The sequence below is a fragment of the Desulfovibrio inopinatus DSM 10711 genome (genome assembly GCF_000429305.1).
In the GTDB taxonomy this organism is placed as follows: domain Bacteria; phylum Desulfobacterota; class Desulfovibrionia; order Desulfovibrionales; family Desulfovibrionaceae; genus Alteridesulfovibrio; species Alteridesulfovibrio inopinatus.
This window is the reverse complement of sequence record NZ_AUBP01000002.1, coordinates 429,040-443,128: the sequence shown is the minus strand read 5'-3', so window position 1 is coordinate 443,128 and position 14,089 is coordinate 429,040. Positions and strand designations below refer to the sequence as shown.

Annotated in this window: 10 protein-coding genes; 6 read left to right on the top strand and 4 right to left on the bottom strand. The window is 46.7% G+C overall.

Going from position 1 to position 14,089, the window contains the following annotated elements; genetic code table 11:
• Positions 1-69 precede the first annotated feature (69 nt).
• Genes G451_RS27505 through G451_RS0104240 form a run of 3 tightly spaced genes read right to left on the bottom strand, consistent with a single transcriptional unit; the run spans position 70 to position 2,083 of the window.
• A complete protein-coding gene (locus tag G451_RS27505) occupies positions 70-1,260 on the bottom strand; it encodes a pilus assembly protein TadG-related protein (RefSeq protein ID WP_051261116.1) in 1,191 nt (396 codons plus the stop codon).
• Between the two features lie 17 nt (positions 1,261-1,277).
• Positions 1,278-1,685, bottom strand: a complete 408-nt coding sequence (locus G451_RS0104245) for a TadE/TadG family type IV pilus assembly protein (protein WP_027183286.1) — start codon at positions 1,683-1,685, stop codon at positions 1,278-1,280.
• Positions 1,682-2,083 (bottom strand): TadE/TadG family type IV pilus assembly protein, encoded by a 402-nt coding sequence (locus G451_RS0104240; protein WP_027183285.1) that lies wholly within the window; start codon positions 2,081-2,083, stop codon positions 1,682-1,684. The genes G451_RS0104245 and G451_RS0104240 overlap by 4 nt, the downstream gene beginning before the upstream one ends.
• Positions 2,084-2,394: 311 nt before the next feature.
• On the opposite strand from G451_RS0104240, the gene G451_RS0104235 reads away from it, so the two are divergent.
• On the top strand, positions 2,395-4,338 hold the full coding sequence (locus G451_RS0104235; RefSeq protein WP_027183284.1) for a metallophosphoesterase: 1,944 nt from the start codon (positions 2,395-2,397) through the stop codon (positions 4,336-4,338).
• Positions 4,339-4,429: 91 nt separating this feature from the next.
• Here G451_RS0104235 and G451_RS32280 read toward each other — a convergent pair whose 3' ends face one another.
• Complete coding sequence (locus G451_RS32280; RefSeq protein ID WP_027183283.1) at positions 4,430-6,250, bottom strand: sensor histidine kinase; 1,821 nt, start codon at positions 6,248-6,250, stop codon at positions 4,430-4,432.
• Between the two features lie 290 nt (positions 6,251-6,540).
• On the opposite strand from G451_RS32280, the gene G451_RS32275 reads away from it, so the two are divergent.
• The 5 genes from G451_RS32275 (at position 6,541) to G451_RS34040 (ending at position 14,027) form a co-directional block, all read left to right on the top strand.
• Positions 6,541-8,880, top strand: a complete 2,340-nt coding sequence (locus tag G451_RS32275) for a sensor histidine kinase (protein WP_156921504.1) — start codon at positions 6,541-6,543, stop codon at positions 8,878-8,880.
• Between the two features lie 31 nt (positions 8,881-8,911).
• Positions 8,912-9,289 (top strand): hypothetical protein, encoded by a 378-nt coding sequence (locus G451_RS0104220; protein WP_027183282.1) that lies wholly within the window; start codon positions 8,912-8,914, stop codon positions 9,287-9,289.
• A 579-nt stretch (positions 9,290-9,868) separates the two neighbouring features.
• On the top strand, positions 9,869-12,943 hold the full coding sequence (locus tag G451_RS27490) for an HD domain-containing phosphohydrolase (RefSeq protein WP_084448360.1): 3,075 nt from the start codon (positions 9,869-9,871) through the stop codon (positions 12,941-12,943).
• 172 nt (positions 12,944-13,115) lie between these two features.
• Complete coding sequence (locus G451_RS0104205) at positions 13,116-13,523, top strand: bacteriohemerythrin (RefSeq protein WP_027183280.1); 408 nt, start codon at positions 13,116-13,118, stop codon at positions 13,521-13,523.
• Between the two features lie 342 nt (positions 13,524-13,865).
• Positions 13,866-14,027: a hypothetical protein gene (locus G451_RS34040; RefSeq protein ID WP_156921503.1), complete on the top strand. Its 162-nt coding sequence runs from the start codon at positions 13,866-13,868 to the stop codon at positions 14,025-14,027.
• The last annotated feature ends 62 nt before the right edge of the window (positions 14,028-14,089 follow it).

Below are 14,089 nucleotides of genomic sequence, written 5' to 3'. Positions count from 1 at the left end.
AAAAAAAGCGGATCGATTGCGATATTTCATCAATCGATCCGCTTTCAAAGGGGGGTACGGGTAACAATTCTACGGAGTCAATTTTGCTCCTCTTTTGGAATCGAGGGACAAGCTGACACCGGCTAACAGACAATCATTAACATTCGCATCGCGTCGAGGAGATACGGCTAATCCCTTGACAAATCGGCCGATAACTTCACCTTGTTGTCCCGTTCCTTCTACAAACACGGCACCAAGTTGATAGACAAAGATACTATTTCGACCGGAATTCGGAGGATTGGACGGATCAAAAAACGGGATAATGGCAACACGCGGACTAGATATGGGATCAGGATAGGCGCTTCCTTTAATGGATTGTGTCGCGAGATCCCAATATGCACCCGGGTCCAATGCAATAAGATCGGATACGCCTTGTTCTGTCGGACCGACCATGTTCCCAGGCTCCACAACAATCTCATCGTTCTCTTCAACAACAGTCCGGTTGGACCCGTCACATCCGGCGATATTGGTGCGGTACATATCAGCCCCGGAAACCGGGTTTCCTTTGTTTAAGGCCGGATAGTCAATAGCATAATAATTGCTTGGAACAATGGCATCCTTGACCGACGCAAGCTTCAGATGAACAAGCGTCCCAATGTCGGCTTCTTGGTATCCTTGAACGACCACGGACGCGACTTCTGGAGCCGATTCCGGGTCAAACATCCCGTTGCCCGCATATTTCTTGTCTGTATCGGCATTGTCATCCCAGGTGAACTTGGCAGGCGGAGAAAACGGTTTGAGGCATTGGGAACCGTTGGAACAAAATGTTTCCGAACGGGCTGCGGCTCGCACATCGGCCTGATTTTTTCCAACCACCTTACCCAGGATCAATTCATATGGATTGCCACGCGAAGCTTCCAGCCCCACAACAACTTCCACCTGATTCGGCTTATCCAAAGATTGGACACCGTCTTTGTAGAAACTGATATCTCCAGTCGTCACAGCCTGATCCGGAAAATCCATGTCCTGAAGATTGCGTTTGGCATATTCCAATGCTGTTGCACGGACAATATCCAAATCGGTCCCGCTCGATACCAGTGCCTGTGCCCCTGCTAAAGACGCCGTATCGGCAGCCGTTTGCAGCTCGCTTTTCTTGTATTGTAATAGTCCATAGTCCACTGCAAAGGCAGAGACCCCAGCCAAAATGACCAGGGACAACGCTGCCATGACGGCGACCATTCCGTGTTCCCTCTGCCGCATATCATTTCGTATCGTGTTCATGACTGACTCCTTGGGGTTTAGCGTTGTCTGGCTTCTGCCGTGGCAGACAAAGTGGACAAAGCCGGAACAATGTCTTTCCAAGGAAGAATCATGTACCCCGTCATGTCAAACGTCACGGTGACACTGACAGGATTCCCCGGCATTACCGTACCGCTTAAAAAACTCCCCGAAACCTGAGCCTGTCCAGGATTGAGATTGGATGCAGCAATATAATTGCGCACTGTCAAATCGACGTTTCCATTCGTCGAAGCCGTGACGGCGCCTTCTCGAGCAGCTCTGGTAATCACATACTGTGCATGCATGATCTGACCAAAATCGAGTACACCAATAAAAAGCGGCATCAGTAAGAACGTCATGACCAAGGCAAGCTCAACAGAGACAACCCCAGCCATGTGTTTTGCTTTGCGTCGTTGTGTCGTGTTCATGGCTCATGCCTCATGACGGCCGCATGAGAAAGCGGGTTGGGTTGAACAAGACCTTCGACGAAACCGGGCATAATCATGAATTGAAATGGTGTCTGCACCGTCACCGTCACATCCTGCGAAGGAGTACGGGGCGAAATCGTGACTTGTGGCGCCCCTGGTACGCCGGAATCGGTGAGCAGGTCTTGAACATAATTGACGACCTCAGCATCCGTAGGACCATTGAGAATCGCCAATCTGGCTCCTTCGATGGCGGCGGAGGAAATGGCATGCTGTATCCAGAAATACCGGCCAAGCTCCACCACCGAAAACAACGACATCACGAAGATGGGAACGATCAAGGCAAACTCCAGGGCTGAGTGACCGAGCTGACTTCGTATGCTTTTCTTTTCGTGTTTCATGGCAGATATCCTTTGTTAAAAAACGCTCTCACAGCGTTCGTTTCGCTTTTTCTATGGTTATGAGATAAGCCTGAAAGGGGAAGACGTCGATGAGGGATCCTATTCATTTTGCAGAGGATTTTTATTGAAAAGCTTGGGAAATACTCCCGAGTGCATCGGGAAAAGAGACACAGAACAATACAGGGTCCAAGAAACCATGCGTACAAGGTTCTGTGTGAGAATTCGCGACAAGATGTTTTTGCTTTGCTATGTTCCTGAAAAAGAAATCCATCTTCACCGCACACCACACAAAACTGATTGAGGAGGCCTCCATGGGACGCTCTCAGGTATTCTGGCTCACCGCGATCTTGTGCGCACTCTTACCGACATGTCCCTTTGCTGCTGAAATCCCAGCTGTTTACAGCCATATCGAAGAGCATGACGGTCAATTATTTGGAGAAGACAACGGCCATCTCTTGCCGGTTCTCCACAATCACCCCTCGCAAACAATTATGGAATTGCGTGGCCATCCCAAGGGAGACAAAGAGGGATTTGTGTTCTCCTTCGAGGATCCGGAACATGGTCTCAAGCTTGAAGACGGAACGCTCTATTACGGCTTATGGAGCCCAGACATGGGAGCATTTCCTCAACCCATTTTTCAAGATGCAGTTCCCATTCATGAAGGGCGTGCGGTTGTGAAGATGAAAACGCTCGCCGGGAAAAAAGACTGTACCTCCTGGCAACAACGGGCTCGGGGGCATCTCTATTATCGAGTCGCAGACGAAACAGGTCATATTCTTTTTGAAAGCCGCTTGCATTTTCGAGGAAACGGTCCTTTCACCGTCGCAGACTCCATTGTGGAAGGCCCGATGTTAGCCGATCTAACGTCCACGCATGTCATCATTGCGTTTACTACCAACAATTCGATAGCTGCAAAGGTTCACATTCAAGACAAAATCATTGCCGAATCCACCCCAGGGACGGAACATGCCCTTCGGATTGACGGGCTTGAACCGGAAATTTTTTATCAATACCGTGTCGAGGCCGGAACCGATGTTTTTTATGGAACATTGATGACTGCTCCCACGCCGGGTTCTCGCGCTCCCTTTACCTTTGCGTTTGGTTCAGACTGTCGGGGGAATATATCCTCTGGAGAACGAAACATGGGGGGAGTCAATCAGTACGTCATGTCGCGCGCCATGGCTCTTGCCACTGCGAAGCAAGCTCGTTTTTTTCTCTTCACGGGCGATACGATGAACGGTTATGCGTCGAATGTCCCAGATCAAGAACGTATGTACGCCAACTTCAAATCGGCCCTTTTTCCCTTTGCCGGCTCGCTTCCGCTGTTTCTTGGCGTCGGGAATCATGAAACCATCAGTATGACATTCGACGATGGCTCCAAATATGGACTGTCCTGCGATCGCTTTCCATTCAACACGGACTCAAGCGAAGCCGTGTTCTCTAAAATCTTCGTCAATCCGCGCAATGGTCCGCTCAGTGAAGACGGCAGTGCGCTCGACCCTCGCCCGGAGACACCGGGAGATTTTCCAGACTATGGCGAAACGGCGTACTCGTTCGTTTACGGCAATGTGGCCGTCATTATGGTGAACTCCCAATACTTCATGGCGGCATCCATGCCAGCCAATAAAATCATTGGCGGCAATGTCTGGGGATATATTATGGACAACCAGCTCAAGTGGATAACAGATATGCTTGAGACCTATCAGAATGACAGTCGCGTCGACCATATTTTTGTCACGCAACACACCCCGATGTTTCCCAATAGCGCTCATTATACGGGAGCCAAAAGCATGTGGGCCGGCGGCGATAACTCCATCAAACCGGTGATACAAGGCATCCCCGAAGACCGTATTACCGGCTTTATCGACCGACGTGACGCCTATCTTCGGCAACTTCTTAAAAACACCAAAGTCCGAGCACTGCTCGTCGGTGACGAGCATGTATACTATCGAACCCGCATCGCTCCCGGAATGACGCTGTACAATCCGGAAAAATACGTTCCGCAAGATCCTGTCAGCATTAGCCGGCCACTGTGGGAAATCTGCAACGGCGCCCTCGGCGCGCCTGCCTATGGAATGGAATCGACACCCTGGAATAGAGGTTTTCCCGAATCCGGAGAGCTGAAACGTTTTTCCTCACAACATGCCCTGGTATTTATCCATGTTAACGGCAAGTTTGCCAGTATGGACGTCATTGACCCGGTGTCCCTGGCACCTATCGAACTTGGCATCGATATGGTTTTAAAAAATCCATAAAGCAAGAAGGGGCATGAGATGTTTCCCCATGCCCCTTCTCTGCAAACGGACAACCGCTTCCCGGATTCCGTGACGACCGTGTTGTCTTGCCTTACGACGCCGCAGGTAAACGCACCGTTATGGTTGTTCCTGAATGCTCATCACTGTCCATAACAATATCGCCGTTCTGAGCGAGTGCGAGAAGACGCGCCGAATAAGCACCAAGTCCCGTCCCGTTCCTTTTTCCTTTGGTCACGTATTTCTCAAAGAAACGATCAAGGATTTCCGCGGGAATAGGTAAGGCGTTGTGAATAGCCACATCAATCATATCGCCCCTTGGACACGGCATGGTGATGAAAACACCATCCGATGAATTGGACCCATCGATGGCGTTGTCGATGAGATTCGCAAACATGGAATATGATAAATTTTCATCCGCCAAGGCGAGGGGCGAAGACTCGCATACATCTACGTAGAGATGAACCTGGGCAGCCTTGGCCTTGCTCATCATGTCGCCACAGACACGTTGCAGAAGAGCCCCAAGATCGACAGTTGAAGGCTGAAAATCATACGTACCACGTTCGATACGATATAAACTCAATGATTGATTGATTTGCTCAAGCATGTGAAGACCAGCCTCCCGAATATGCTTAAGATACTCAAGTTGGAGGTCATTCAAATCTCCTTCTTCCTCAAGCAGACGCGGGAATCCGATAATGACATTGAGTGGATTTTTCAGATCATGACGCATAATCCGATCCACATCTTCTCGAAGGGCATCTAATCGTTTCATTTCCGTAATATCGCGAGAAAAAACAGCAATGAGGCGAATGTTTCCATTTTCGGCATACACCGGATAGTAGCTTGTATAATAGATGCTATCCGGACCTGGCTCTTCAATTTGTACAGGCTGGCCTGTTTTTAAGCATGTTGCGATAGCCGACTTCCGACCGTCTTGCATTCCCTGCGGAGCAAGAGAGAAAAAATTCTGCACGGTGATACCCTGCTCTGAAAGATCAAAATGCTTTTGAAGCGCTTGGTTGGCTGCAACAAGAGTTCCGTCAGGCTTGAGCAACACGACGAGATCCTCAGTGGCATTAACCAAAGTAATAAGGAGCTCGCGTTCTTGTGCCAGCTCGTCCTCACGCATCTTGAGATCTTTGAAAATAAGCGCAAAAGGTTGGGATAAACCGGTCTCAATAGCAGCGCGATAAAAAAAATAATATGCGCCAACCTTGAAAAAATGACCAACAATATTGGTGAGGCCATAAATATTTATGTACACGGTAAACGCAAACTCCGCCGCAAACGTGAGCAAAGCAGATGCAATATAGTATCGGATGACATCAGAATCGAATCGGGATCGCCGAACAAAGAAAAGATACGTAGCGAGGATACATCCTCCCATCACAAAATATTCACTGCCAATCTTGAACGAAGTCAGGCCCTGCCCATTAATATAGCACGCGGGAAACACCCCTGTGAAAATCGCAATAACACAGAGGAAAAACAATCCCGAAAGAAGAGAATACCAAACTCCAAGATGAATTTTTTTTCCTGCAAGAAACGCGATACTCAACAATGCGCTGACTTCGAAATACCGGCCGACAATCCAAAGTTGTGTTGGCAAGTCAGCGTTGTACCCAGGAAAAATCTGCATGCCTTCATAGGCAAGAAGATGAAGAAAATCGAAGCCCGCAACGGCGAGAAAAATACAACCCGCCAAGGCAAGAGAGTGGTCTTCCAGATAATGTCGTGTATTCCAGGCGACAAAAAACACCCCGCACGCAATAACGACACTAAACATTTCAGCGAGACAATGAAATAAGAGAAAGCCGTATAGACTTGCTAAAACAAGTGTGACAAAAAAGATTCCACCAATTATGATTTGGCGTTTAAGAGGATGATTCCATGCTGTACGAGATTGAAGCATAATGGTTCTTGGCTTCACATGTTACTATATGCATGTCAACACACAATGTGTTATATCATCCATACAAAGAAAATACGGATGGATCAATAAATTCGATCATATCCACGAACACATCGTTAGCAGTGTTTTATTCTTGAAAATTTCAACCGCACGATTTTCTGTGGAGAATGTCAACGTTTCATTCTGCAAAAGATCATGAACTGTTCTTGACGGAGATTCCTTTAATGGAATAATCAATAATATGACATGAGGTCATCTTTCACCGTAGGTTATTAAATGTGGATTCCAGAGTGAAAGCATATCAGATTCTCCCAAGGATTCTCCGATTGTCACTCTGTGTGATGGTATGTATTTTCATCGTTGCGAGTTTATCGGGAGAAGCTCGTGCCAGAACAGCTGCCCATGTGCTTGTTCTGCACTCATATCACTACGGCTACACGTGGACCGATTCGCTCACAGAAGGTATCTATTCAACCTTTGCCGATAAAGCTCCACTCGATAACATCGTTGTCGAGTATATGAATACAAAACGACATCCTACAGAACTCATTTTCCCCCACCTCCGAGTGCTCTACGCCGATATTTATCGCAATACCCACTTCGACCTTATTATAACAACGGACGACAACGCGCTTGAATTTATTCTTCGTTACCGGGATGAACTGTTTCCCAAAACGCCTGTGGTGTTCTGTGGTATCAACAATCTTGACAACGCACGCTTACGTAAAAGTAAGAACATCACGGGAGTTGCTGAGAAGATCGAGATTGAATCGACGTTAAACCTCATCAAGCAGCTTCAGCCTGATGTCACGACGGTGGCTGTAATTGCCGGTATGTCAGAAAGCGGTCGTATTAACCTCAAACTGTTCCGAGAAGCTATACAGCATGTCGACGAACTCTCTGCACTCGATTTGAGTGAACTTCCAGTTGATGAAATCCAAGCCCAGTTAAACAAGCTTGATTCGACGTCTGTCGTGCTCAATCTGGGGCTTTCTCGATCCACTGACGGTCATATTTTCACTGTGGATCAAGGTATCAACCTCATCACTCAAGCAACAAACAGGCCTATATACACCGCCTGGGATTTTGCCATGAAGCCGGGTGTTGTGGGTGGCAACCTTGTCAGTGGTAAACACCAAGGAGCTGCCGCTGCCAACCTTGCCATTATGATTCTCAACGGTGAAAGTGCCGACCACATCCCATTCCAAGAAAGCCCCAATGCCAATATTTTCGACTATATTGAACTCCAGCGTTACAATATCCCTTTAAATCGCCTGCCCTCCTCCTATATATTACTCAATGCTCCTACTCCGTTTTTTACTATCGATCGTTCGACCGGAATTATTCTTATCATCGTGTCACTCTGTATTATCGCAGTGTCTTTGCTTTTACACTACAATATCAAAACTCGACGGATAGCAGCCCAAGCGATGTCATCAACCGAAGAACGGTTCAAACAGCTTGCTGACGCAGCCTGGGAAGCAATTATCATCCAGGACGAAGGTATTATCCACCAAGTGAACAATCAATTTTATCCCATGTTTGGGTATAGTCTCGCTGAATCCAAAAAAATCGACTCCGTTGAAATGCTCATCGCGCCGGAGTCTCGCCGAGAATTTCGCCGCCACCTCCGGGAAGACGACACGACGCCTTTCGATGTCTTAGCGATGCGTAAAGAAGGATCAACATTCCCCGTCGAAATGCGTATCAAGCAGATGGATTTTCATGGCATCAAAGCAGGTGTACTCGTTGTACGAGATATTACGGAACGCAAGCTTATCGAAGTCAAACTTGCCGAAATCAACAAGACACTGGAAAATCTTGTTTTTGAACGTACGAAAACTCTGGATCAAAAGGCAAGCGAACTCGAAATCGCCAACCGTAAACTCCTGGAACTCGATGAACTCAAGTCGTCGTTTATGTCTACGGTATCACATGATATCCGCACGCCACTGACCTCTATCATCGGCTTCACGAAACTCATCAGCAAAGAATTCAAATCATCGTTTGTCGGATTAGTGGAAGAAGACAGCCGACTCGCCAAAAAACGCGATCGCATCATTACCAACCTTGCCATCATTGAAGAAGAAGGCGAGCGCCTCAAACGACTCATCAACGACTTTCTTGATCTTACACGCATCGAGTCGGGCAGTGCGGAATGGCATGACCAGAAAATCGACATCGCACGACTCATACAGCAAGCCACAGCGGTTGTATCAGGTCTCATGCCCAAAGGGGCCGCCGCGCGAATTCATATGGAAATCCATGAAGACCTCCCTGTTCTCCATGCCGATCCCGACCGTATCATGCAGGTTTTAACAAACCTTCTTGGCAATGCAGCCAAATTTACCCCACCGGATAAAAGCATCATCATTGATGTCAGCACACACAACAATGCTGTTGAAATTCGTGTGACCGATGAAGGCCCTGGTATCCCTGCCAAAGACCTCGTCAATATATTTGACAAATTCTATCAAGTCGGCCGTGGAGAAACCACACCGGAGACCCCCAAAGGAACAGGACTCGGGCTGGCCATTTGTAAGCAAATCATCGAACATTACAAAGGTCACATTCATGCCGAGTCTGTTCTTGGCAAAGGCAGTACATTTACCTTTTCATTGCCCGTTTGATACAATGCTCTCAAACCTCTTGGAGAAATATATGCACAGTCGTCTTCGATGTGCTCCATTCTTCCTCGTATGCTGTATCTTCTGGTTATGTTTTGCCTGTCCCGGTTTCGCCCAAGACAAAACGTCTTTTCTCGAAGGAACATATGCCGGCTCTGAAACCGGTGATTTCAATTACCTGCTTTTGCGCACGAAGAATGAGACTCGATCCTTCTTCAGCAGCCCGCTCTTTACGGATATTCTGGACCAAGTTCAGCCCAAGCTTCCCATTGTTATCGAATTCTATACCACCACACAATATGTCGAGGCAGCCGAGAGCAATATTGATATGCAGATTATCAAATCCGTCTTCATTGCCGACGAATATGCCCCGGAGTACGGCATTACGTTGACGGAGAGTCCGAAACCTTAACATGCATTTTCCGATCAATTTTCTCACTCATGCCCTTATGCTCTTGACGTATAGAGGGGAACGAGGGGGGAAATAACCAACTCTTATTATACTGATCGAGAAAATCATTTATGACACATAGATAAAACCTATTTCACATCATTTCCCATACCTTCACCCATGCACCGTTTTTTTTCAAAGATCTACGGCGTTACCGTCATAATGGAAGACATCCCTGCTCCAGTTATTATACAATCATCTCCCAGAGAACCAATCCTATAAAATTTATATATCGATCCAAACTTACCGCGTACGCTTTGACATCGAAATATATTTTGCAATTCGCAATAATATACACGAGAAGAGCAATGTCTGACTTTGATCTTGGTGTCTCGGAGCATATTATTCCAAGCATATTGTCAAACACAAAAGTAACAATATTAAAACATTACGCCTCATACAAACAAGAAAAAATGACTTTTCTGGAAAACTATATGCATGTACACTGCCATACAGCTCTTCTTTGCTCGAAACACTGAATAATGCATGGTTCCATATATTGACTGGAGAAAGTAGCTCATTTCAACATCGCTGAAGGTCATGAAGATACAAAACAAATCCACATTTAGTCTCTCTTCCCTCATTTCCTGGATTGCCTTTAGTACGGCGATGATCCTTATTGTCATGCTCCTTTCTGTCATTCAATATGAAGGGAGAATGTCTGCACTTGAATCAACGGAAACATTGTTTGAAGAAATCACGACGAAAACCAGCGCTCGTATCAACGTCGTCATTTCATCCATTGCCACCCTCACCGAAACCGCAGCCCTTAACCCTATGACGGCTGCTCTCGACCATACAGATCCTGCATCATTTATAGATAGTACTATCACAATGAAGGCTATTCTCGACGACACGCCAGTCCTTCTCTCCATCTATACAGGATACAACGATGGCACATTCCATCAACTTATCGCGCCAAGAAACAATGAGACTATCCTCCGCACATACGATGCTCCACCTGAAACGGCATATATAGATAGAGTCATCACCACTTCGATAGAGGGTACTCGCCATCAGGTATGGCAATTTCGTAAACACAATTTGGACATCATTCGTACACGGCAAGACTCAGTTGTCGAATACGATCCACGAATACGCCCTTGGTTTGTTCAGGCGCAAGAAACAGGGCAAACAACGTTCACGACACCATATATTTTCAGTAGTTCCAGACTTCCGGGTTTGACCTGCGCCCGCCAACTCGCCAACGGTAGCGGAGTCCTCGGTGTCGATGTCACTTTGGTCAAACTTGGCGACATTCTTGCGTCGCAGAAGGTTGCTCGAAACGGTGTCATTTGGATTGTCGATAAAGACAATCAGCTCATTGCTCTGCCTGGACTCGCATGGAAAAACGTCCTCTCTACCGATCTCCACCTTCCTCACGCCACGACGTCTTCAAATCCCGTCGTTGCCGCTGTCGCAAAGGAAATGACCTCCAAGAACGACAATGTAACGAAAGGATCAAGGAAACCGTTCTTTCTCAACATAGATGGTGAAATGTATATCGCCAGCCAAATGAGTATGGAACCCGACTCGGGACAACACCTCCATGTTGTCATAGCGGCTCCCCTGCGCGACATCACAGGACATATCAAACGGTTGGCTATTCGCATTGTATTTATCGCGGTGGGACTGCTCATCATAATTATCCCTATCGTTATGTTGGTTGGTCGCCGCGCTGCCCGTCCGGTCAATGCACTCATGGCCGAAGCACAAAAAATTCAGTCTTTCGACTTTTCTCCTTCCCCTCCGATCAATTCGATCATCAAAGAGGTTAATACCCTGGCGCAGACTTACGAAGCCATGAAAGCGACGATCCGAACAAAAACAGAGAATCTCATTCAAACACAAAGCAAGTTGGAAATGCTGGTCGAGGGTGGTGTAGCTCTTTCCACCGAGAAAAAATTGAACCAACTGGTTTCATTGATTTTTTCCAATGCAAAGGAGTTGGTCCAGGCTGACGGCGGAGTGCTGTACATCAAAGAAGACAATCTGCTTGGTGTCGAGTTGTTGAGCCTTGGTCCACAAAATATCCACCTTGGTGGAATGTCAGAGACTCCCGCGCCGCGTATGATGATTCAACCGCAAATCATGGCATTCTTGAGCAAAGATTCGGTACTCCATTCTGCCTGTCAGGCGTTCACTCAGCGGGAATCTATTGTCATACCTAACGGGAATTTCAGCTTATTCCCCACCGGACTTCCTGAAGAACCCAAAGATTACACGATTTCCTCACTCATGTGTGTCCCCATCGTAACGCGTCGCGATGAAGTGCTCGGCGTCATACAGTTATTCAATCCTTGTACAGAGACCGACACAACGGAAGACGGAACGTGCAAAGAACGCATCAAATTCGTGGCCTCATTGGCAGCTCAAGCAGCGGTAACGCTGGATAACCGGAATCTCGTTAATTCCCTCACCGAACTGTTCGATGCGCTTGTCCAGGTTGTGGCCGCATCTATCGATGCCAAGTCTCCCTATACCGGTGGCCATTGTACGAGGGTGCCGGAATTGGCAGAGATGCTGGCTCGTGCTGCGCATGAGAAGGAAGACGGACCGCTGGCAGATTTTCGCTTGAACACGGAAGACGAGTGGCGACAATTGTTCATTGCCTCGTGGCTGCACGATTGTGGCAAAGTCACCACTCCCGAATATGTTGTCGATAAAGCCACAAAACTTGAAACGATATACAACCGTATTCATGAAATCCGCATGCGTTTCGAAGTCCTCCGACGTGATGCCGAAATTGTATTTTTACAACGACAACTTCAAGGCAAAGAAAATATCGAGCAGCTTGAACAAGAACTGCAAGAAACGCTTCGCTCCATTGAGGACGATTTCGAATTCATTGCCAATTGCAATCTCGGCACAGAATTTATGACGGAGGAAACACAATCTCGGCTAGAATCCATTGCCAACAGAACGTGGATGCGTCATTTCAGTGATCGCTTGGGCATTTCCAGAGCAGAACACCGAGCCAAAGGCGATAGCACGGACCCGCCGCTGCCAGTAGCAGAGCCATTACTCTCCGACAAACCGGAACATATTGTCCCCCAATCAAAAAACTACTCGCACCTGCACGACGCTTTTGGGAATCCGCTTGAAATCCCACCTCATGAATACAACCGGGGAGAATTGTATAATCTATGTATCTCTCGAGGAACACTTACTCCTGAAGAACGCTTTAAGATCAATGAACACACATTGAGCGGACTGGAGATGCTCTCGAAAATTCCTTTTCCCGAAAACTTGCGCAATGTCCCGAACATAGCATTGGCTCACCATGAAACACTGATCGGTACAGGATATCCTCTCAAGAAAAGTGCTAAAGACCTGCGCATAGAATCACGCATTCTTGCCATTGCCGATATATTCGAAGCCTTAACTGCCTTTGACAGACCGTACAAAAAACCCAAAACGCTCTCTGAAGCCCTTCAGATAATGAGTTTTATGCGAAATGATCAACACATTGACGCAGAGCTCTTCGATATTTTTCTAAAAAGTGGAATTTTCCGTGAATATGCGCAAAAATATCTCCGTCCGGAGCAAAACGATACCGACGATATTTCTCCATTTCTTAATAATGCCCATAAACGCCCAGGCAAACCGAATTAAATCTCAATAAGCAGACGATATCCACCATACTCTTGCAATTCTCAAATATTTTTTTACATTTTTCACTTTTACACCGCTTGCTCTGAACAAAGCGGCCAGAATATTTCACATTTACTCCTTCTGCTCATGGAAAATATGAAAGAAATCAACATCAAATACAAGAGAGCACACTATGGCTATACTTGAATGGAGTGAAAGCCTTTCTGTCAATATACACATTATGGACGAGCAACATCACCAGCTTCTGCGCATGGTGAATACACTCTACGACGCTATGCAGAATCAGACGAATACGGACCCTGTTCATTCTATTTTAGAACAAATGCATCAGTACGCAATAACGCATTTCGGAACAGAAGAAGCATTTATGGAGCAACATACCTACCCAGAAATTCTCCCTCATAAAGAAGAACACCAGAAGTTCATTGATAAGATTTCTCAAATTCGTCTTCATGAACAAACCGAGACTGCCGCGAACTCCATAGATCTCATCAATTTCTTAAGCAATTGGCTCGTGGATCACATCCATGGCACAGATAAAAAACTAGGAGCCTACTTGGCTTCGTGTGGGGTGCACTAATTTGATCCAATGAAAGATTCCTCGAATTACAGATTTTTTCCAACAACCAGGAGAAATATTTCTCTCCATTCTGTGCATTCGCACCCAAGTACGCCTACAAAACAATTTGAGGACGAGATTAGATACAACTTTCTCCACGAATCACACCATCTAAACACCATACAAATCAGTACATTACAGCACCTTCATGAAGATTGAGAAAAAAATATCAAATTCATGGAAAAAAACGCTGGACATTGGTTGGTCAACCAACTAGAAACGACCTTGCCGGTTGGTTAGTTAACCAACCAAAACAAAAGTAATACCTCTGACGCCCTTTGGCTCTACATAAGGAGACGCGCCATGACCGTGAAAGAACTCAAAGCTGCTTTGGAAGCCATGCCCGAAAACGCTAATGTCAATGTGTCCTTCAACACGGGAATGTCTTTCCACGGCGCTCTGAATGAAACCAAATCCGCTGTTTCCGTGAAACGTGATGGTGATACCGTCATTCTTCGCGGTTAGATAATAGAATCAGACGACGCACACACACCGAAAGGGCCCCGGCGAATTCAATTCGCCGGGGC